The sequence below is a fragment of the Halegenticoccus soli genome (assembly GCF_002844195.1).
Classification (GTDB): Archaea; Halobacteriota; Halobacteria; order Halobacteriales; family Haloferacaceae; genus Halegenticoccus; species Halegenticoccus soli.
The window spans coordinates 488,566-505,165 of record NZ_PEND01000001.1 but is presented as its reverse complement, the minus strand read 5'-3'; the positions used below and the strand labels follow the sequence as shown (position 1 = coordinate 505,165).

Sequence of the window (16,600 nt, the reverse complement as noted above, 5' to 3'; positions counted from 1 at the left end):
GTTTCTTTCCTACACGATCCGCAGGTGTTCGCTCCGGAGTTCTTCGTCCGAGCAGTCCTTACCGTGGACGTCCCGCATGTGTCGCTTGGCAAGTTCGATCGCCTCGGCCTCGTCTTCCGATTGGATGATGAACCGGCAACCGACCGCTGCTGCTTCACAATCGAGGTTGTGGGCCTGTGCCACTGCTGTTGACCTCCAGAAACACCATCCGCTGCTACCGATATAGCTGTAATTAGAACTACAGTTCTATAGGAACGTCGATAGAACCCGTCTTCTATAAGGAGTGTGATGCGTGGCTCCGGGCTCAATGCCTTGAGAGAGTGAACTTACGTCGGCAGGCGACACTGGCTGGGGGATCCTCAAAGCCGTGTGGTATGATACCACGAGTAAGGGTCATTACGCACGTCCACCTCGTTACTGTATGGACCCCCCGATCCCAAGCCAGGCAGAACGGTCGGACCCATCCACCGCGAACGAGGCGTTCAAGCTCCTCTCGGACGAGACCAGACTCGAAATCTTACAGGTCCTCTGGGAAGCCCACGATCCGGTGGACGGAACCTCAATCCGGTTCGCCGAACTCCGCGAGCGCGTCGGCGTTGAGGACCCCGGCCGTCTGAACTACCACCTGAACAAGCTCATGGACACCTTCGTCCGGCGGACAGAAGACGGGTACGAGCTCATGGATTCGGGCAAGCGGATCGTCCGGATGTTACTTTCCGGCACCGCGATCGACGATCCAGAGATTGAGCCCGTGGCGGTGGATATCTCGTGCTGGTATTGCGGTGGACAACCGGAGTGGAGTTATTGGGAGGGATGGCGCTACTTGGAATGTACCAACTGCGAAGCGAGGTGTGTCGAGTCGTTCCCGCCGGGGGTGATCAGCAAGACCGAATTCCCTCCGTCGGGGTTGCGGGGTCGGACGCCAAACGAGATCAACGAGGCGGACCGGATTTGGGGTACTCATCGACGAGCGTCGGTGATGGACGGCGTTTGCCCCGAGTGTGCGGGTGAGATGCCCATCACCTCGGTCGATATCTGCGAGGATCACCAGCCAGATTGGAACGAGTACCAGTTCTGCGAGAACTGCGGGTCGATCTTCTGGATGCTGGTCTCGCACGTCTGCGAAGGGTGTAAATACCGGTGGCGGATGCCGACGTTGTTCTACCCGTCAAGACACCCGGCGGTGGTCGCGTTCTATTACGAACATGGCATTGAGTTCGACCTCGCTACCTACGAGCAACGCGCGTACCTCCTCGACTTCGAGGAGGAACTTCTTTCGGAGGACCCCCTTCGCATCCGCATCTCGATTCCGTTGGAGGGCGATGTGCTTGGGCTCACGTACGACGATCGGATGGAGGTGGTAGATGTGAATCGTGGCGGATGAGAGCACTGAGTCAGGCACTGAAGTGCAGTTCTCTCCGCGGATAGTACTCGGATTCCTGATTTGGTTACGTCCGCGGATCATCGGTACCCCATTGATGGACACATCCTCTGTGTGCAGCGCGGCGCTCGATTTCTGCGTCCGGGATGACGGGTTTGGAGACCGCTGTTAACTACGCGAATCCAGTTCGTAGCGGAGATTGTATCGTTCGCCGAATTCAGTCTCTCTCTCGGAGGCTCGCAACGTCCATCATCTCCGTGAGCGAACCCGTCTCGAAGTCGCTGTCCGAGACGACGAGTTCGTCCCCGGTAGATCGGGCGGTCGCCGCGATGAGCAGGTCACGCGCGGCCATTCGTTCCCCGTCGTCCATCAATCTGTCCTGCATCCGGGCGGCTTCCAGCGCGATCTGCTCGTTCAGGTCCAGCGCCCGAACGCCGCCGAACTGTCGGCGAACTCCGACGACGTCGGTCTCGCCGCTACCTACTCTCCCGTCTACGACCTCGAACACGCAGAGCGAGGACGTGAGGTACGGCTGGCCGCGCTCTTCGACGGCCGAGACGACCTCGGGGACGCCCTCCAGCATGTCGATGATGACCGAGCTATCCAGGAACGTCACCGCTCGAAGCTCCTCCGAGAGCGCTTCACGGCCGACCGCGCTCGTTCGGCCTCTTCCTCGCTCCACGCGCCGATTTCGATGGGGCGTTCGCTCTGTGCGAGCCGTTCGAGGAGTTCGTCGAACGTCTCGTCCTCCCGTTTCAGCCGCTCCAGCATCCGCTTGGTGTCGTCCGAGACGCGAATGGACGTGCTCACGTGTATACGGACTGCATACGCGCCTAACTAGCTTACGCTGCCCTTCCGCTCCGATGAGACGAGCGATTCAGGACGCCGAAAAGAGGTGAGTTAGCGCTCTACGGCAGTTCCATCAGTCGCCCCCGCCGAACACCTGGCGCATCATCGGGTGCATTTCCATGAGCTGCTCCTCCGCGATCTCCTCGTACAGCTTGTAGGTGATAGACACCGTGAGCAGCAGGCCGGTCCCGGAGACCTGCCCGATGGTGCCGAGCATGTTCGCCATGACGGCGAGCAGCCCGACGAGCGCCCCGCCGATGACGGTCACCTGCGGGATGTACCGCTCCATCACCTTCTCTATGACCTGCGGGTTCCGGCGGAAGCCGGGGATCTGCATCCCGGAGTTCTGGATCTGCCGGGCGGTCGCCTCCGGGCCCATTCCAGTGGTCTCGACCCAGAACACCGCGAAGATCGCCCCGCCGACGACCATGAACGTCAGGTCGACGCCGACGCGGAGCATCACCTCCCACGGCTCGGCCGAGGTCGTCCCGAGGAACCACGTCCACTGGTCGCGGCTCTGTATCGGGTTGAGGTAGTAGAACAGGCCGCCGACCGGCTGGCCCTGCTGGTTGTACTCGCCGAGCCACGCGGGCATGCCCTCGCCGAGCTGGCTCGCCAGGATGCGCCCGAGGAACTGGATGTTCGCCTGGAGCGCGCGGACGAGAATCATCGGCAGGACGGACGCGTAGATGAGCTTCACCGGGAAGCGGCCGCGCGCCCCCTTCACGCGGGCGTGCGACAGCGGGATCTCGACGCGGACGCTCTCGGCGTAGACGACGACGGCGAAGATGAGCACCGTCGTCACGAGCGCGAGCAGCTGTCCCTGGCCGAGGAACAGCGCCTGTAAGCCCTCCGCCGTCAGCGGCGAGCCGAGCGGGACGGAGCCGGTGACGATCCCGAACCAGGTCGGGAAGAACCCGGAAGCCTGGCCCAGCTCCTGCCAGCTGAACAGCCCGGCGACGAGCTGCTGGCTCACGCCGGCGATGATGAACAGGCCGACCCCGCTGCCGACCCCCCACTTGCTCACGATCTCGTCCATGAACAGGATGAGAACGCCGCCGACGAAGATCTGGACGAAGATGAGCGTCTCGACCCCGAACTGGCCGACGCCGAGCTGCTGGGCGACCGCCGGATCGGCGGGCAGAAAGCCCCCGGCGAACACCATCGGAAGCCCCGTCAGGCAGATCATCACGACCACCAGGAGCTTCTGGAGCCCCTGGTAGAGCACCTGGTCGCGCGGATCGTTCGTGTCCAATCCGAGCAGGTCGGCCCCGCCGAGCAGCTGGAGCACGATGCTCGCCGTGACGATCGGACCGATCCCGAGCTGGAGGATCGAGCCCTGCGACCCGGCGAGGATAGACCGGAACTGCCCGTAGAAGTCGTCAGTTCCGGTCTGGAGCCCGAACAGGGTGATGTTCGTCAGGAAGAAGTACATAACGAGGATGCCGGCGGTCCAGCCCAACTTCCGTTTGAAGGGGACGTGCCCCTCGGGACGTTGGACTGCCGGCATCCGCGTTAGCACGGGTTCGGCGGCTTCTTTCCATCCCATATACCCGCATACTTCGCACGTGGGTTTGTAGATGCTTCGTTTTGAGCGCCCGGAGTATCACACGAATTATGCGGTCGGCGACGCGCATTTTCCGTCAAAGTTGACACGACGGCCGGCGCGGTGCGGGGTCGCCACCGCGCACCTGGGGCCCGCGAGCGGCGCGTCGCGGCGAACGGCGGTCGGCGGCGGCGGCAGTCACATTCCACTCGGCGGAGAGATGTGAACGAGCGGCACTTGTCTACTTCCCGAACGGAGATCGGCCGGAAACAGCGCCGTCCGGTCGAGGGATCGCCGGCGATGCGAGCGGCGCGCCGACGGCGACCCGAGCGAGACGCCGACGCGTCGCTCGGGGATCGAACCGCGACGGAAAGAGGAACTCGGCGCGCGAAAACCGCCCTACTCCGCCTCGTCGACGGTCTCGCCCTCGACGTTCTCCGCTTCCTCGGCGCGCCGGGCGCGCTCCGAGAGTTCGGCGCTCCCGCCCGCCTCCTCGATGAGTTCGACGGCGCTCGCGGAGAAGGCGTCGGCGACCACGTGCAGCTCCTGTCGGACCTGCCCGTCGCCGAGCACCTTCACGACGTCCGCCTCGTGGCCGTCCTCGACGACGTCGCGGGCGTCGATGCGGTAGGCGTCGCCGTCCTTCTCGGCGAGGCCGTCGGCGGCGTACAGCGCCGCGTCCTCGTCGAGCTCGCGGACCGAGACCTCCAGGACGGTGTCCTGAACGCTCTGCGGCCGCTTGAAGCCGTGTTTGCCGAGCGGTTCGTAGTTGTGGAACTCGTGTTTCGCGCGCCCCGCGCGGCCGCGGCCGCCGCGGTGACCGGCGCCGCGCCGGTTCTTGTGCGTGCCGCCGCCGTGGGTGCGGGAGCCGCGCTGTCGTCGCTTCTTGCTCGTCATTATCGCATCGCCTCCAGGAGCTCGTCGATCTCCTCGGTGGTGTGCTTGCCGAGCTGGCCGCCCTCCTTGGTCGGGTGCTTGAGGCCGTTGTGCCCGCCGCGCGGCGGGTGCAGCCGGATCACCGGCGAGAGGCCCTGCTCGCGCAGCGTCGTCTCCTCGTCGACGATCGCGGCCGCGAGCGCCGCGACGTCGTCGTAGTCGGTGTTCTCGGCGACCCACTCGTCGTCGATCTCGGCGTCGCCCTCCAGGGGCTCCGCCCGCTTGCGGACGAGCGTCTCGACGACGTCCTGACTCGGCTCGCCGTGGGCGACGAAGTCGTTCACCTTCGTCACCATCCCCCGGTAGGTGTCCGTCCAGGGGACGAACGCGCAGTGGTTGACCGAGTGGATGTTGAGCATCGAGAGGGTGTCCTCGACGTCGCCGCTCATGTTCACGTCGCCGCGGATCTGGACGACCGCGCGCATCACTCGCGCACCTCCCGCTGGACTTCGCGCGCGCGCCGGGGCGTGCGCGACTGCGAGGCGTTCTTCAGCGCGTTGTACGTCGCCTTCGCGAGGTTGACGGTCGTCCGGGTGTTCCCGTTCGACTTCGTCCAGGCGTCCTCGACGCCGGCGAGTTCGAGGATGCTCCGGACGGTCGGCGCCGCCGCGAGCCCGAGCCCCATCGGGGCCGGGATGATCTCGACGGTGACGCTCCCCGCTTTCCCCTCGGCCTTCCGGCTGAGAGAGTGGGTGCCGCCGGGGCGGTCCTCCCAGGAACCGGAGCCGCGGTCCACGTGGATGATGTTCAGTTTCGCCACCTCGATGGCCTTCTGGATGGCGGAGCCGACCTGGTCGTCGCGGGCCTCGGCGTAGCCGAGGTAGCCGTCGCGGTTGCCGACGGCCACGACGCACCGGAACTTCACCCGGCGGCCGGAGTCGGTCATCCGCTGGACCATGTTGATGTCGAGCACGTCGTCGTCCAGTCCGGGGAGGAGCTGGTCGACGATCTCGGGCTCCTTCAGCGGCAGGCCGGAGTCGAGCGCCTGCTGCATCGAGGTGATCTCGCCCTCCTGTACCTTGCGGCCGAGCCGCGTCTGCGGTTCCCAGCCGTCGTTGTTTCTGCTCATGCGTCGTCCTCCATCTCGTCGGCGCCTGCCGGTGCGCCGTCGTCCCGTAGTCGTTCGAGCACCTCGTCGAAGTGCTCGGGCAGATCGCGGGCGTCGAACTCCCCGCTGTAGAGCGGCTCGTCGAGCCCCTCTGCGTACTCGGCGATGTGCTCGCCGCGCGTGCGCGACCAGTTGGCCAGCACGCTGTCGTTGTGGGGGATGTCGAGTCCCGCGTCGATCGCTCCTTCCTGTACCGCGAACACCTTGCCGCCGGGCGTCGCCGTGTTCAGACCGATGTCAAGGACTGCCTCCTCGACCCCGGCCTCGACGGCGCGCTTGCCCGCGAGGTACCCCGTCAGGTACGCGCTCGGGAGGTTGCCCGTGGGGGCCTCCCAGCCGTACTCGGCGAGGTCCTCGGACGTGGCGCTCGCGTGCGTTTCGTCGCCCTGCGGACCGGGTGTGATCAGCTGCGCCCTGACGTGCTTGTTGCTCACGCGAGCAACGAGGCGAGGCTTCCCCGATTTCAGCAGGCGCAACCTCTGGTGGTAGTCGGTCCGGACCTCGCGGCGACGCCGCATCGGTACCTTGTACCGTGGTCCTGTTGCCATTATTCGTCCTCCAGCGTGATTTCGTAGTTGTTCCGGATGTACGCTTCGAGCCGGTCCACGCTGTCGAACTCGCCGCCGCTCGCCTTGTTGTACAGCTCGCGGTACTGAGTCCGGTTCAGCGTGCCGTCGTCGCGCAGTTCGCGCAGGCGACGGCGCTGGGCGCGGATCCGGCTGATCCATGCTTTCTTCGAGTCCTGTCGGCCGCCCTTGCGTCCCTTGCGGGAGCCGGGGCCCTTGCGGTGACCGTACGCCCGCTTTTCGGCCCGCTCCCGGGCGCGACCGCGGGAGTTGCCCTTCGCGTCCTTGGCGCGGATGGTCCCCTGGTCGATCAGGTCGCGGACGTCCTCGCGCGTGATCGCCTCTGCGATGTCGCTCTGGGCCTCCGGGTCGAACCAGACGCGGCTCTTGCCCACGTCGAGAATGTCGGCGGCCATTCGCTTCTGTGCCTTCAGGTCGGTCATTCTTCCACCTCGACTTCGACGTAGGTGGGGTTGAGGACGCGGATCTCGCGGTCCTCGGCGACTTCCTCGATGCGCTCGCGCTTGCGAGCGCCGACTTTGCTCGCGATGCGGACGGCCTGCGTGGCCGGATCGACGCCCTCGAGGTCGTCCACGTTGTGCACGTAGACCTCCTCGAAGCCGCTCGGGTGCAGTCCCCGGGCGGCCTTCGGCGAGCCGTAGCCCGCCTCGACGGTGTCGCCCTTGCCCTTGATGCCGCGGCGCTGCTTCGAGAGGTTGCCGCGCGGACGGCGCCACGAGGTGGGCGTCCGCTTTTTCTTGTGGTAGTCCTGTCGGTAGAACTGCGGCTTGCCCTCGCGGTGCTTCTGGGCCAGCGCGCGCGCCTTCTCGTCGCTGAGGTCGGGCGTCTTGTCGGCGTGTCCGCGGGGGCGGAGCTCCGTCTCCGCCGCCTCCTCGGGTTCGGCCTCCGCTTCGGCCTCCTCGGTTTCCTCTTCGACTTCGACTTCGGCTTCGGTCTCCTCGGTGACTTCGAGGCCGCCGACGTCGGCTTTGATCCGCGCGGCGAGCGCGTTGCCGATGCCCTCGACCTCGGCCAGCTCGGACTGGCTCGCGGCCTTCACGTCCTCGACGGACTCGTAGCCCGCGTCGCGGAGCGAGTCGGCCTTGCTCGGGCCGACCCCGCTTATGTCTTCGAGCTCCTGAATGTCGTTTTCCTCTTCGGCCATTTAGACACCACCCGCCTTCGGCTTCTCGGTGATGTAGACGCCGTCCTGGAACACGCGCGTGTCCTTGTCGGTGACGCGCGTGAGCTGTTCGATGTCGGCGGCGGTCTGTCCGACGGCCTCCTTGTCGGGGCCGCTCAGGACGATCTCCTCGCCGTCGACCTGTACCTCGGTGTCGCCCCGGACCGGCGTCCGCCGCGGCGACTTCTCGCCGAGGAAGTTGTTGATGACGACCTCGTCGCCCTCGACGTTGACCTGCATCGGGAAGTGGGCGTAGTAGATCTCCATGCGGTACTCCCAACCCTCGGAGACGCCGTGGATCATGTTGCGGACGTGGCTCTCGAAGGTTCCGAGGGTCGCGTTCGTCTTCGCGTTCTCCTCGGAGCTTTCGACGACCACCGCTTCGACGTCGTCGCCGTCGTCGTTCTCGACGCTCTCGACGGCGACGGAGACGTTGGGGTACCAGAGGCGCTTCGTCACGCTCCCGTTCGGTCCCTCGACGGTCAGGTCGAGGTGGTCCACCTCGGCGGACACGTCGTCCGGAATTTCGATTTCGACTCTGCTCATGTTAGTAGACGTATGCGATGATCTGGCCACCGATGCCCCGTTCGCGGGCGTCGTAGTGGCTCATGACGCCGTGGCTCGTCGTGACGATGAGCGTCCCGTAGTCGCGGGCGGGGAGGAACCGCTTCTCCCACTTTTCGAACTCGTCCGCGCCCGCGGAGTAGCGGGGCTTGACGGCGCCACACTCGTTGATCGCGCCTTTCAGTTCGACCTCGAACTTCCCGGACTTCCCGTTGTCGACGAACTCGAAGCCGTCGATGTACCCGCGGTCGTAGAAGACCTCGAGTACGGAGCCGATGATGTTCGAGGCGGGCTGTACCGTGTGGTTCAGGTGCCCGACGCTCTCGGCGTTGTTCACGCCAGAGAGCGCGTTGCTGAGTGGGTCGTTGCCTGCCATGGTTATCGGTACTTCTTGAAGCCCATGCTGCGGGCGACCTCGCGGAAGCACTGTCGGCACAGGTAGATGTCGTACTTGCCGACGAGCCCCTGTTTTCGACCGCAGCGCCGGCACTCGTTCTCCTGGCCGGTGCGTCGGGTCGCGTGCTCGCCCGTGGCTTCGCTCTCGCTTTCGCTCATTCGTTCACCTCCACGTCAAAGGTCGATTCGAGGAACGCGATCGCGTCCTCGGGCGTCAGGCGGTGACCCGACGGAATCGGGCGGTTCGCCTGGTCGCGCTTCCGAACCCGGTAGCCGGGGCGGACGAGGTTGACCGTCACGTCCAGCCCGTAGATGCCGATGTTCGGGTCGTACTCCTGGCTCGGGAACTCCGTGTGCTCCTCGACGCCGAAGCTGAAGTTGCCGGTGTCGTCGAACTGCGAGCGCGACAGGTCCGCGAGCGGCAGTGCCGTCCGCAGGAACTCCTCGGCCGCCTCGCCGCGGAGCGTCACCTTCGCGCCGACCGGCGTGCCGGGGCGGACGCCGAAGTCCTGCCCGGCGCGCTTTGCGGTCGTTCGGACGCTCTCCTGGCCGGTGATGTCCTCCAGGATCTCCTCCGCGTTGGCGAGCGTGCGACCGCCCTCGCCGACGCCCATGTGGACGACGACCTTCTCGACGCGGGGCCGGCGCATCTCGTGGAACTCGGCTTCGGCTTCGGCTTCGCCTTCGCTCTCGCTCATTCGCTCTCACCTCCGGTGGTGACGGCGTCCTCGCCGCCGGTGAAGTTCTCGTCGATGACGACGACGTAGTCGGCGATCGTCTCGAAGCCGGCGTCCTCGCCTTCCTCGCCCTCCTGGGCGACGCGGACCGTGTTCGGCCCGCTGCCGGCGGTGACGGTGATCTCCTCGATCGTGCCGATCTCGCCGGCGTGAGCGCCCGCGACGGCGGTCACGAGCGCACCCTCCTCGTAGGAGAAGTGCGCGACGATCTCCTTCGTCTCGTTGTCGATGACGAGCGAGTCGCCGGCGCTGTACTCGCTGCCGTCCTCGACGCGGACGTTCGTCCCGTCGTGCAGCGACAGCTGGAAGTCGCCGCCGGTCACCTGGCGTTTGCCGACGACCTTCCCGAGGCGGCTGTCCGCCGCGTCGGCGTCGACGGGCGTCAGCGCGAGCCGACCGCCCTCGTCGGGGAACACGCGGTAGTACTCCTCGCGCTCCGTGAACGCCAGGATGTCGAACATCCCGATGGGTCGGCGCACGTCGGAGACGGCGTCGCCGTTGACCAGGACGGTGCCCTGGTTCAGCGCGTAGCGCGCCTCCTTCGCGGAGTCGACGTAGCCGAGCACGTCCCGCAGCAGGATGAGAAGCGGGACGCCGGCCGCGCCGTGCGGACCGGCACCGGCTTTGACCGTCCACGTGGCTTCCTTCCGTTCGACCGGCCAGGAGTTCGGTACCGAGAGTCGTTTCTGGTGCTTCGTCATTCGTTACCCTCCGATCCTTCGAGACGCGCTTCGCGGCGCTCGTCGTCCAGGTCCAGGTCGGTCACGCGGACGTTGCTCGCGTCGAGCGGCCGCGGCACCTCTTCGCCGTCGGCCTTCTCGACGACGACGCCCTCGACGTAGATGACCTCGCGCTTGAGGTCGACCTCGGCGACTTCGCCTTCCTCTCCGGCGAAGTCGCCGCGGAGGACCTCGACGGTGTCGCCCGCGTTGACGCGGACGTTCCGACGGCCGTACTCCTCGCGGAGGTCGTCGGAGAGCGTCGCGCGGACCTGCTTTTGCCGCTCGTGCAGCGGCGCGTCCCACTTTCGGGTTCGCTGTTTGCGTGGTTGTCTGCTCATGGTCTATACGATCATCGTCGCGGTGCTCGCGATGCTCCCGAAGCGCTCGGCGACTTCGCGCGCGATGGGACCCTTGATCTCGGTCCCGCGAGGCTCGCCCATCTCGTCGATCACGACGGCGGCGTTGTCCTCGAACTTCACGCGGGTGCCGTCCGGTCGGCGAATCGGCTTTCGCTGCCGGACGATGACGGCCTCCAGCACCTGGCGGCGCATCTCCGGCGTGCCTTTCGTGACCGAGACGGTCACCTTGTCGCCGACGCCCGCTTTGGGGTGTCGGTTCTTCGTTCCGGAGTACCCGGCGACGCTGATCACTTTCAGCTCGCGGGCACCCGTGTTGTCGGCGCACGTGATGAGAGAGCCGCGTTCCAGGCCCTGGGTGATGTCAGCTTTGAGCGCTTCCATCAGTCACCACCCTCCGGGCTCCGGTCGGCGGACGCCCCCTCGGTCACGTTGCCGGTCGTTTCCTCGACCGCTCCGGCGGCGTGCTCGGTGACCTGCGCGGACACCGAAGCATCCTCGGCCGCGAGCTTCTCGACGACCACGTGCGATTTGGTCTTCGAGAGCGGGCGCGTCTCCGCGATGCGGACGATGTCGCCCGTTTCCAGCTCCAGGCACGGGGGTGCGTGGGCCGGGACGCGGCTGCGCCGCTTCATGTAGCGGTCGTACTTGGGAACGCGAACGTCGTATTCGCGCTCCACAATGACGGTTTTCTCCATATCTGTGGAGGCGACGACTCCCTCCAGCGTCTGTCCGCGCACGGAAAGCGAACCGTGGAACGGACAGTGCTGGTCGGAGCAGGTCTCCTCCGGCTCTGGTACGTTCAGTCCTATCGCCATTTCGAATCACCTGCGTTTTCGGTGCGGTGGGCGGGTCGTGAGAGCAGTCGTTCGCCATCCACCGTAACGTAGACCGCGCCCTCGCAACCGCCAGACTGACCGGCGTTGACGCCGGCAGTATCCGACGGAAGTTCGGACGCGGACCCCGGGGCCTTTCGGCCGCCGGCGGCTTCATCTGTGCGAGCCGGCTCGTCGCCGGCGAGTTCGTCTGCGCCCGTTCGCGCCGACGACGGCTCGTCGCCGGACGCTTCTCGGAGCGCGAACTCGAACGTCGTGCCCCGCTTCGGCACCTGCCGCACCCGAGACCCGTCCGCGCCCTCGTCGCCGTCGCCGTCGCCGAACGCGCGGCGCGCCTTGGTCGCGCCGGTGTCGACGTGCAGCGTGTTCATCGTCTCGATGACGACACGGCCGGCTATCCCGACGAGGTCGGGGTTGGCGGCGTCGGCCACCCGCACCGGGAGGCCGTTGAGTTCGTGTCGCGTCAGGGTCTCGGGCGAAATCGGCATCCGCTTACTCGTTTTCTTCGTCCAGGTCGCCTTCTTCCCGCTGGATCGTCTTGATCCGCGCGATCGTCCGCCGCAGCTCGCCGATGCGGCCGGGGTCCTCCGGCGCGCCGCCGGCCGCCTGCACGGCCTTGGCGTTGAGGAGCTCGGTTTCGAGCTCCTCGAGCTCGGCTCGCCGCTCGGCGGGCGTCATGTCGCGGATCTCCTCGGCGTAGAGGATCGCCATTACTGTTCACCCTCCTCTTCGTCGGCTTCCATCTCGGCGACGAGGTCCGCCGCCTCCTGCTCGACTTCCTCGTCGAGCTCGGAGTACTCCGCGTCGACGTCGTCGGTCGCCTCCTCGTCCTCGTCGAGCGCCGGCTCCTCCGCCTCGACGTCGCCCGTCTCGACGGGTTCCTCCTGCGGATCCGGCTCGGCCGACTCGCTGCGCGACGCCACGTCGCCGGACTCCTCGACGATCTCCTCGACGACTTCCTCGTCGATGGCCTCCTCGGCCTCCTCCTCGCCGGCGTGTTCGGCCGGGACCTGCTCCTGGTCGGCCTCGGCGTCCGGGACGAGCTCGTCCTCGGGCTCCTCGAGGAGCCCCTCGACGCCCTCGGTCTCGGCGACCTGCTCGACCGCCTCGACCTCGGCGTCCTCGGCGATGGCGAAGTCGTCCGGGAGCTCCGCCCCCGGCGGGATGATCTTCACCGTCACGCCGATGGTGCCGAGCTTCATGACGGCGACGCCCTGCCCCTCGTCGACGACCTCCTGGGCCGGCTCGCCGTTGTGCTTGATGTAGCCGCGGTTGAACTTCTCCACGCGCGACCGCGCGCCCGTGACCTTCCCGGAGAGGACGATCTCGGCGCCGAGCGCGCCCGCGTCCATGATCCGGTCGATGGTCGTGTGGCCGGCCTTCCGGAAGTACCAGCCGCGCTCGAGCGCGTTGGCGAGGCGGTCCGCGACGATCCGGGCGTTGAGGTCCGGCTCGTCGACCTCCTGCACGTCGATCTGCGGGTCGTCGAGGTCGAACCGCTGTCCGAGCTCGCGGGTGATCTTCCGGATGTTCTTGCCGCCCTTGCCGATGACCATGCCGGGCTTTTCGGCCTTGAGGACGATCTGCGTCCCCATGGGGGTCTTCGCGACCTCCATGCCGCCGTAGCCGGCGCGGCCGAGTTCGGACGCGAAGAACTCGTCGATCTGGGACTTCTGGAGCCCGTCCTCGATGAACTGGTGTTCGTCCGCCATCAGGCCTCGACCTCCTCTGGCTCCTCGATGATCAGCTCGACGTCGCAGAGCGTCGTGTTCCACGGCGTCGCGCGACCCATGGCGCGCGGCTTGCGCCCCATGCGCTCGCCCACCTTGTGGGGGGCGACGTGCATGATGCGCATCGATTCGCCGTCGAACCCGCGCTCGGTCGCGTTGTTCTTCGCGTTCTCGATGAGCTTCAGGAAGTCCTTCGAGGCCTTGTTCGGGTAGCGCCCGGCGTCCCAGCCGTCGATGTCCTTCCGGTGACCGACGCCCGTGTTGTGCTGCTTGAACGGGACGGAGCGCTCGCCCGCGATGACCGCCTCGAGGTACTCCTCGGCCTCGGCGACGGTCATGCCCTTGATGGCTCGGGCGATGGCCTTGCTGTGCTTGAGGCTTATGGGCCGCTCCCGGAGCATGGCTTTCGCCGTCGTGTCCGGGTCGGCCTCGACGCTGTAGTTGATTCCCATGGCTTACTTGAGTGGCACGAACTTCGAGGACCGGGTCGCGCCGATGCCGGCCTGCCCGTGCTCGACCGACTGCCGGGTCAGCTGGAACTCGCCGAGGTAGTGGCCGATCATCTCCGGCTGGACCTTCACCCGTTCGAACTCCTGACCGGTGTAGACCGCGAAGGTCAGGCCGACGAACTCCGGCAGCACCGGCATGTCGCGCAGGTGCGTCCGGATCGGGTCGTTCGCCGTCTCCTCTTCGCTTTTGCCCTCGACCTTGGCGAGCAGTTTCTCGTGCTGGGTCGACAGCCCTCGGGTGATGGTTCGCCGCTGGCGAGCGGGGAGCAGTTCTGCGACCTCGTCAAGCTCCATGTCCTGCAGCTCGTCGAGCGTGTAGCCGCGGTAGGTGAACTCACCCTCGCGGCCGGTGCGGTAGTCCGAACTCATTTGTTGCCTCCTTTGCCGCCGCGGCCGGTGCGCTTCGAGGCGATGTCACCGACCTTCCGTCCCGGCGGCGCGTTGCGCGAGACGCTCTTCGGCTTGCCCGGGTGCTGGCGACCGCCGCCGCCGAACGGGTGGTCGACGGCGTTCATCGCCACGCCCCGAACTCGCGGGTACTTGGTGCCGCGCGCTTTCATCTTGTGGTACTTGTTCCCGGCCTTGACGAACGGCTTCTCCGTCCGACCGCCGCCCGCGACGACCCCGATGGTCGCCCGGCACTGCGGGTTGAGCCGCTTGACCTCGCCGCTCGGCAGCTTCACGACCGCGACGTGGCGGTCGTGGGTGAGAAGCTGCGCCGACGTGCCGGAGGCGCGGGCGAACTTGCCGCCGTCGCCGGGCTTGCTCTCGACGTTGCACACCGGGACCCCCTCGGGGATCTCGGCGAGCGGGAGCGTGTTGCCCGGCTTGATCTCGGCGCTGACGCCGACCTGGATCTCGTCGCCGACGGCGACGCCCTCGGGCGCGAGCACGAGGCGCTGTTCGCCGTCGTCGAACTCGACCGCCGCGAGCGGCGCGCTCCGGGCGGGGTCGTGCTCGATGTCGACGACCGTCCCGGAGACGACGTCGGTCTCCTCGGCCTTCTTGTGCGAGAGTTCCGCCTTGTAGCGGTGCGACGGCGCGCGGAACGTCGGGCCGCCGCGGCCGCGTCGTTGTCCCTGGATTCTGCGTCCCATTGTCAGAACACCCCGATGCGCGAGGCGATCTCGGTCGCGTCGTCGTCCTCGCCCAGCGTGACTGTCGCTTTCTTCGTTCCTTTCGGCGTGACCTGGGTGTTCACCTTCGTGACGGTCACGTCGTAGCGCGATTCGATCTCCGATTGGATCTCGGATTTGCCCGCGTCGAGGTGGACGACGAACTGGAGCTTGTTGTCGAAGTCCATCTCGTTCATCGCCTTCTCGGTGACGAGCGGGTGTTCGATCACGCTCATCGGCTCTCACCTCGCGTGAGAACGACAAGGTCGTAGTGCGCGACGCGTGCGACGGAACTCATCGGCCCGCCACCCCCTCGATCGCGCTCTCGGTGAAGATCGTCAGCCGGCCGGCGTGCGCGCCGGGCGCGAGATCCTCCGCGTTGACCTCCGCCGCGGTGGCGACGTCGGCGCCGGCGAGGTTGCGCGCCGCGCGCGACGGCTCTTCGCTCGTGACGAACAGGATCGACTTGGGGCGCTTGTACTTGCGCCCGCGCGTCTTGCCGCGGCCCGCCTTCACCTTCCTGTTGTCGTCGGCCCGCTCGATGTCGGCGTACACGCCGAGCGATTCGAGCGCCTCGACGACCTCCTTCGTCTTCACGAGGTCCTCGAAGTCGTCGCTCACGACGAGCGGGAGCTCGACGCCGTCGTCGAACCGGTGGCCGCGTTCGCGGACGAGCTCGGCGTTCGCCGTCGCGGCGATCGCAGAGCGCGTGGCGAGCTGACGCTCCTTCTTGTTGATTCCTTTGCCCTGGTCCTTCTCCGCCTTCGGCGGGTGCGCCTTGCGCCCCCCGACCGTCTGGGGGACGCGTCGGGCGCGGCCGTTCTCGCGCGGAACGTGCGCGAGGCCGCGGCCGCTGCCCAGAGACTCCGCCGGGGTCCGCATCCCGGCGTACGGGTCCGCGCCGTAGGCCTGCTTTCGGTTCGCCTGCGCGGCGAGGACGGCGCGCTTGATGAGGTCCGGTCGGTACGGCGTCTCGAAGACCTCGGGGAGGTCGAGCGCGCCCGCCTCCTCGCCGTTCAGGTCGCGTACTGTTGCTTCCATGTATCATTCACCCCTGGTTGGATGCTGTGGAGACGTAGCGCACCTCGGGATCGAGGCGCGGCTGGTCGTTCGGCCGGATGGCCGGTCGGAACCGGAGGAGCCGCTTGTTCGGGCCCGGCAGCGAGCCCTTGATGAGCGCGTACGGGCCGTCGACCTCGCCGTAGTTGACGAAGCCGCCCTCCACGGTCGCGTCGCCGTCGTCTCCCATGGCGACGAGCCGCTTGTTGAGCTCCGTCCGCTGGTGGTAGCCCGTCTGCCCCTGCTGGGGGACGGTCGAGCGCACGCGGCTCGGGTTCCACGGGCCGAGGTTGCCGATGCGGCGCCGCCAGCCCTGCCGGGCGTGCTTGCCCTTCCGTTTCTGGACGCCCCAGCGCTTGACGGGCCCCTGCGTGCCCTTGCCCTTCGTGACCCCGACGACGTCGAGGTACTCGCCGGCGCGGAACACGTCGGCCATCTCGTACGCGCCGCCCTCCTCCAGGAGGTCGAGCGCGAAGTCGACGCGCTCTTCGACGCTGCCGCCGCCGACGCGCGTCTCCATCACGTCGGGCTTCTTCTTCGGGACGTTCTTGAGTCCGCGCGGCACCGTGTGGGTGATGACCCGCACGTCGTCGATGCGCCGCTCGTCGAGGAGCGAGCGCAGTTCCTCCGCGTCGTCCTCGAAGGTGTCTTCCGCCGGCAGGTCGAGGACGCGTCCGAGATCGTCGTCGAGATCGGACGCCCACACCTCGGTCAGCGGCTTCAGTCCGTACGGCGTCTCCTCGTAGGCTCGCAGTGCGACCGCCCGCATGGCCGGCACCTCGACGACCGTGACGGGCACCGACTCCTCCATCCCCTCGCGCGGGGAGTTGGACTCGTCGTTGACCATCACGACGTGGGTCATCCCGGCCTTGTAGCCGGCGAAGCCCTGCAGCGCGGGCGACCCGTCGTCGTCGGGCCACGACTTGATGCGTGGAACCTCACTGGCCGCACGCTTGCGCGGGCCGTAGCCCAGCGAGCCTTTTCGTGGTCTGCTTGGTTGTGGCATG

Annotated in this window: 28 protein-coding genes; 1 reads left to right on the top strand and 27 read right to left on the bottom strand. The window is 67.1% G+C overall.

Going from position 1 to position 16,600, the window contains the following annotated elements; all coding sequences use genetic code 11:
• Nucleotides 1-9: 9 nt before the first annotated feature.
• Entirely contained in the window at nt 10-183 is a 174-nt protein-coding gene (locus tag CNO20_RS02620) for a DUF1059 domain-containing protein (protein WP_101294462.1), read from the bottom strand.
• Nucleotides 184-421: 238 nt separating this feature from the next.
• Between CNO20_RS02620 and CNO20_RS02615 the strand changes: the two genes are divergently transcribed.
• Nucleotides 422-1,384, top strand: coding sequence for a DUF7351 domain-containing protein (locus CNO20_RS02615; RefSeq protein WP_101294461.1), 963 nt, complete (start codon nt 422-424; stop codon nt 1,382-1,384).
• A 214-nt stretch (nt 1,385-1,598) separates the two neighbouring features.
• Here the strand turns inward: CNO20_RS02615 and CNO20_RS02610 are convergent, their stop codons facing one another.
• The 26 genes from CNO20_RS02610 to CNO20_RS02485 form a co-directional block, all read right to left on the bottom strand.
• A complete protein-coding gene (locus tag CNO20_RS02610; RefSeq protein WP_101294460.1) occupies nt 1,599-1,997 on the bottom strand; it encodes a PIN domain-containing protein in 399 nt (132 codons plus the stop codon).
• The gene (locus CNO20_RS02605) at nt 1,994-2,191 is read right to left on the bottom strand and encodes a DUF7557 family protein (RefSeq protein WP_101294459.1); all 198 of its coding nucleotides are present in this window, start codon (nt 2,189-2,191) and stop codon (nt 1,994-1,996) included. Before CNO20_RS02605 ends, CNO20_RS02610 begins: the two co-directional genes overlap by 4 nt.
• 112 nt (nt 2,192-2,303) lie before the next feature.
• The gene (gene secY, locus CNO20_RS02600; RefSeq protein ID WP_101294458.1) at nt 2,304-3,779 is read right to left on the bottom strand and encodes a preprotein translocase subunit SecY; all 1,476 of its coding nucleotides are present in this window, start codon (nt 3,777-3,779) and stop codon (nt 2,304-2,306) included.
• Between the two features lie 396 nt (nt 3,780-4,175).
• On the bottom strand, nt 4,176-4,673 hold the full coding sequence (locus tag CNO20_RS02595; protein ID WP_101294457.1) for an uL15m family ribosomal protein: 498 nt from the start codon (nt 4,671-4,673) through the stop codon (nt 4,176-4,178).
• Nucleotides 4,673-5,137, bottom strand: coding sequence for a 50S ribosomal protein L30 (gene rpmD / locus CNO20_RS02590; RefSeq protein WP_101294456.1), 465 nt, complete (start codon nt 5,135-5,137; stop codon nt 4,673-4,675). Before rpmD ends, CNO20_RS02595 begins: the two co-directional genes overlap by 1 nt.
• The gene (locus CNO20_RS02585) at nt 5,137-5,781 is read right to left on the bottom strand and encodes a 30S ribosomal protein S5 (protein WP_101294455.1); all 645 of its coding nucleotides are present in this window, start codon (nt 5,779-5,781) and stop codon (nt 5,137-5,139) included. The genes rpmD and CNO20_RS02585 overlap by 1 nt, the downstream gene beginning before the upstream one ends.
• Complete coding sequence (locus CNO20_RS02580) at nt 5,778-6,368, bottom strand: 50S ribosomal protein L18 (protein WP_101294454.1); 591 nt, start codon at nt 6,366-6,368, stop codon at nt 5,778-5,780. Before CNO20_RS02580 ends, CNO20_RS02585 begins: the two co-directional genes overlap by 4 nt.
• On the bottom strand, nt 6,368-6,829 hold the full coding sequence (locus CNO20_RS02575) for a 50S ribosomal protein L19e (protein ID WP_101294453.1): 462 nt from the start codon (nt 6,827-6,829) through the stop codon (nt 6,368-6,370). The genes CNO20_RS02580 and CNO20_RS02575 overlap by 1 nt, the downstream gene beginning before the upstream one ends.
• Nucleotides 6,826-7,551: a 50S ribosomal protein L32e gene (locus CNO20_RS02570; protein ID WP_101294452.1), complete on the bottom strand. Its 726-nt coding sequence runs from the start codon at nt 7,549-7,551 to the stop codon at nt 6,826-6,828. The genes CNO20_RS02575 and CNO20_RS02570 overlap by 4 nt, the downstream gene beginning before the upstream one ends.
• Nucleotides 7,552-8,115: a 50S ribosomal protein L6 gene (locus CNO20_RS02565; RefSeq protein ID WP_101294451.1), complete on the bottom strand. Its 564-nt coding sequence runs from the start codon at nt 8,113-8,115 to the stop codon at nt 7,552-7,554. It abuts the gene before it with no gap.
• Nucleotide 8,116: 1 nt separating this feature from the next.
• Nucleotides 8,117-8,509, bottom strand: coding sequence for a 30S ribosomal protein S8 (locus tag CNO20_RS02560; RefSeq protein WP_101294450.1), 393 nt, complete (start codon nt 8,507-8,509; stop codon nt 8,117-8,119).
• 2 nt (nt 8,510-8,511) lie between these two features.
• Nucleotides 8,512-8,688: a 30S ribosomal protein S14 gene (locus CNO20_RS02555; RefSeq protein ID WP_101294449.1), complete on the bottom strand. Its 177-nt coding sequence runs from the start codon at nt 8,686-8,688 to the stop codon at nt 8,512-8,514.
• Nucleotides 8,685-9,227, bottom strand: a complete 543-nt coding sequence (locus tag CNO20_RS02550; RefSeq protein WP_101294448.1) for a 50S ribosomal protein L5 — start codon at nt 9,225-9,227, stop codon at nt 8,685-8,687. The genes CNO20_RS02555 and CNO20_RS02550 overlap by 4 nt, the downstream gene beginning before the upstream one ends.
• Nucleotides 9,224-9,967 (bottom strand): 30S ribosomal protein S4e, encoded by a 744-nt coding sequence (locus tag CNO20_RS02545; RefSeq protein WP_101294447.1) that lies wholly within the window; start codon nt 9,965-9,967, stop codon nt 9,224-9,226. Before CNO20_RS02545 ends, CNO20_RS02550 begins: the two co-directional genes overlap by 4 nt.
• Nucleotides 9,964-10,326 carry a 50S ribosomal protein L24 gene (gene rplX / locus CNO20_RS02540; RefSeq protein ID WP_101294446.1) on the bottom strand — a complete coding sequence of 121 codons (363 nt, stop codon included), beginning with the start codon at nt 10,324-10,326 and terminating at the stop codon, nt 9,964-9,966. The genes CNO20_RS02545 and rplX overlap by 4 nt, the downstream gene beginning before the upstream one ends.
• Before the next feature lie 3 nt (nt 10,327-10,329).
• Nucleotides 10,330-10,728: a 50S ribosomal protein L14 gene (locus CNO20_RS02535; RefSeq protein ID WP_101294445.1), complete on the bottom strand. Its 399-nt coding sequence runs from the start codon at nt 10,726-10,728 to the stop codon at nt 10,330-10,332.
• Nucleotides 10,728-11,162 carry a 30S ribosomal protein S17 gene (locus tag CNO20_RS02530; RefSeq protein WP_101294444.1) on the bottom strand — a complete coding sequence of 145 codons (435 nt, stop codon included), beginning with the start codon at nt 11,160-11,162 and terminating at the stop codon, nt 10,728-10,730. The genes CNO20_RS02535 and CNO20_RS02530 overlap by 1 nt, the downstream gene beginning before the upstream one ends.
• Nucleotides 11,153-11,668, bottom strand: a complete 516-nt coding sequence (locus CNO20_RS02525) for a ribonuclease P protein component 1 (protein ID WP_101294443.1) — start codon at nt 11,666-11,668, stop codon at nt 11,153-11,155. Before CNO20_RS02525 ends, CNO20_RS02530 begins: the two co-directional genes overlap by 10 nt.
• Nucleotides 11,669-11,672: 4 nt before the next feature.
• Nucleotides 11,673-11,891, bottom strand: a complete 219-nt coding sequence (rpmC, locus tag CNO20_RS02520) for a 50S ribosomal protein L29 (RefSeq protein WP_101294442.1) — start codon at nt 11,889-11,891, stop codon at nt 11,673-11,675.
• Nucleotides 11,891-12,892 carry a 30S ribosomal protein S3 gene (locus CNO20_RS02515; RefSeq protein WP_101294441.1) on the bottom strand — a complete coding sequence of 334 codons (1,002 nt, stop codon included), beginning with the start codon at nt 12,890-12,892 and terminating at the stop codon, nt 11,891-11,893. Before CNO20_RS02515 ends, rpmC begins: the two co-directional genes overlap by 1 nt.
• The gene (locus tag CNO20_RS02510; protein WP_101294440.1) at nt 12,892-13,362 is read right to left on the bottom strand and encodes a 50S ribosomal protein L22; all 471 of its coding nucleotides are present in this window, start codon (nt 13,360-13,362) and stop codon (nt 12,892-12,894) included. The genes CNO20_RS02515 and CNO20_RS02510 overlap by 1 nt, the downstream gene beginning before the upstream one ends.
• Nucleotides 13,363-13,365: 3 nt before the next feature.
• On the bottom strand, nt 13,366-13,788 hold the full coding sequence (locus CNO20_RS02505; protein WP_101294439.1) for a 30S ribosomal protein S19: 423 nt from the start codon (nt 13,786-13,788) through the stop codon (nt 13,366-13,368).
• Nucleotides 13,785-14,516 (bottom strand): 50S ribosomal protein L2, encoded by a 732-nt coding sequence (locus CNO20_RS02500; protein WP_101294438.1) that lies wholly within the window; start codon nt 14,514-14,516, stop codon nt 13,785-13,787. The genes CNO20_RS02505 and CNO20_RS02500 overlap by 4 nt, the downstream gene beginning before the upstream one ends.
• A 2-nt stretch (nt 14,517-14,518) precedes the next feature.
• Nucleotides 14,519-14,770 (bottom strand): 50S ribosomal protein L23, encoded by a 252-nt coding sequence (locus CNO20_RS02495; RefSeq protein ID WP_101294437.1) that lies wholly within the window; start codon nt 14,768-14,770, stop codon nt 14,519-14,521.
• A gap of 58 nt (nt 14,771-14,828) precedes the next feature.
• Nucleotides 14,829-15,575 (bottom strand): 50S ribosomal protein L4, encoded by a 747-nt coding sequence (gene rpl4p / locus CNO20_RS02490; RefSeq protein WP_101294436.1) that lies wholly within the window; start codon nt 15,573-15,575, stop codon nt 14,829-14,831.
• Nucleotides 15,576-15,582: 7 nt separating this feature from the next.
• Entirely contained in the window at nt 15,583-16,599 is a 1,017-nt protein-coding gene (locus tag CNO20_RS02485; RefSeq protein WP_101294435.1) for a 50S ribosomal protein L3, read from the bottom strand.
• Nucleotide 16,600: the final 1 nt, after the last annotated feature.

Excerpts from the sequence above, each read along its gene's own strand:
- CNO20_RS02615 (WP_101294461.1), top strand. The coding sequence starts at position 422 with ATGGACCCCCCGATCCCAAGCCAGGCAGAACGGTCGGACCCATCCACC.
- secY (WP_101294458.1), bottom strand. The coding sequence starts at position 3,779 with ATGGGATGGAAAGAAGCCGCCGAACCCGTGCTAACGCGGATGCCGGCA.
- CNO20_RS02595 (WP_101294457.1), bottom strand. The coding sequence starts at position 4,673 with ATGACGAGCAAGAAGCGACGACAGCGCGGCTCCCGCACCCACGGCGGC.
- rpmD (WP_101294456.1), bottom strand. The coding sequence starts at position 5,137 with ATGCGCGCGGTCGTCCAGATCCGCGGCGACGTGAACATGAGCGGCGAC.
- CNO20_RS02585 (WP_101294455.1), bottom strand. The coding sequence starts at position 5,781 with ATGAGCAGAAACAACGACGGCTGGGAACCGCAGACGCGGCTCGGCCGC.
- CNO20_RS02580 (WP_101294454.1), bottom strand. The coding sequence starts at position 6,368 with ATGGCAACAGGACCACGGTACAAGGTACCGATGCGGCGTCGCCGCGAG.
- CNO20_RS02575 (WP_101294453.1), bottom strand. The coding sequence starts at position 6,829 with ATGACCGACCTGAAGGCACAGAAGCGAATGGCCGCCGACATTCTCGAC.
- CNO20_RS02570 (WP_101294452.1), bottom strand. The coding sequence starts at position 7,551 with ATGGCCGAAGAGGAAAACGACATTCAGGAGCTCGAAGACATAAGCGGG.
- CNO20_RS02565 (WP_101294451.1), bottom strand. The coding sequence starts at position 8,115 with ATGAGCAGAGTCGAAATCGAAATTCCGGACGACGTGTCCGCCGAGGTG.
- CNO20_RS02560 (WP_101294450.1), bottom strand. The coding sequence starts at position 8,509 with ATGGCAGGCAACGACCCACTCAGCAACGCGCTCTCTGGCGTGAACAAC.
- CNO20_RS02555 (WP_101294449.1), bottom strand. The coding sequence starts at position 8,688 with ATGAGCGAAAGCGAGAGCGAAGCCACGGGCGAGCACGCGACCCGACGC.
- CNO20_RS02550 (WP_101294448.1), bottom strand. The coding sequence starts at position 9,227 with ATGAGCGAGAGCGAAGGCGAAGCCGAAGCCGAAGCCGAGTTCCACGAG.
- CNO20_RS02545 (WP_101294447.1), bottom strand. The coding sequence starts at position 9,967 with ATGACGAAGCACCAGAAACGACTCTCGGTACCGAACTCCTGGCCGGTC.
- rplX (WP_101294446.1), bottom strand. The coding sequence starts at position 10,326 with ATGAGCAGACAACCACGCAAACAGCGAACCCGAAAGTGGGACGCGCCG.
- CNO20_RS02535 (WP_101294445.1), bottom strand. The coding sequence starts at position 10,728 with ATGGAAGCGCTCAAAGCTGACATCACCCAGGGCCTGGAACGCGGCTCT.
- CNO20_RS02530 (WP_101294444.1), bottom strand. The coding sequence starts at position 11,162 with ATGGCGATAGGACTGAACGTACCAGAGCCGGAGGAGACCTGCTCCGAC.
- CNO20_RS02525 (WP_101294443.1), bottom strand. The coding sequence starts at position 11,668 with ATGCCGATTTCGCCCGAGACCCTGACGCGACACGAACTCAACGGCCTC.
- rpmC (WP_101294442.1), bottom strand. The coding sequence starts at position 11,891 with ATGGCGATCCTCTACGCCGAGGAGATCCGCGACATGACGCCCGCCGAG.
- CNO20_RS02515 (WP_101294441.1), bottom strand. The coding sequence starts at position 12,892 with ATGGCGGACGAACACCAGTTCATCGAGGACGGGCTCCAGAAGTCCCAG.
- CNO20_RS02510 (WP_101294440.1), bottom strand. The coding sequence starts at position 13,362 with ATGGGAATCAACTACAGCGTCGAGGCCGACCCGGACACGACGGCGAAA.
- CNO20_RS02505 (WP_101294439.1), bottom strand. The coding sequence starts at position 13,788 with ATGAGTTCGGACTACCGCACCGGCCGCGAGGGTGAGTTCACCTACCGC.
- CNO20_RS02500 (WP_101294438.1), bottom strand. The coding sequence starts at position 14,516 with ATGGGACGCAGAATCCAGGGACAACGACGCGGCCGCGGCGGCCCGACG.
- CNO20_RS02495 (WP_101294437.1), bottom strand. The coding sequence starts at position 14,770 with ATGAGCGTGATCGAACACCCGCTCGTCACCGAGAAGGCGATGAACGAG.
- rpl4p (WP_101294436.1), bottom strand. The coding sequence starts at position 15,575 with ATGGAAGCAACAGTACGCGACCTGAACGGCGAGGAGGCGGGCGCGCTC.
- CNO20_RS02485 (WP_101294435.1), bottom strand. The coding sequence starts at position 16,599 with ATGCCACAACCAAGCAGACCACGAAAAGGCTCGCTGGGCTACGGCCCG.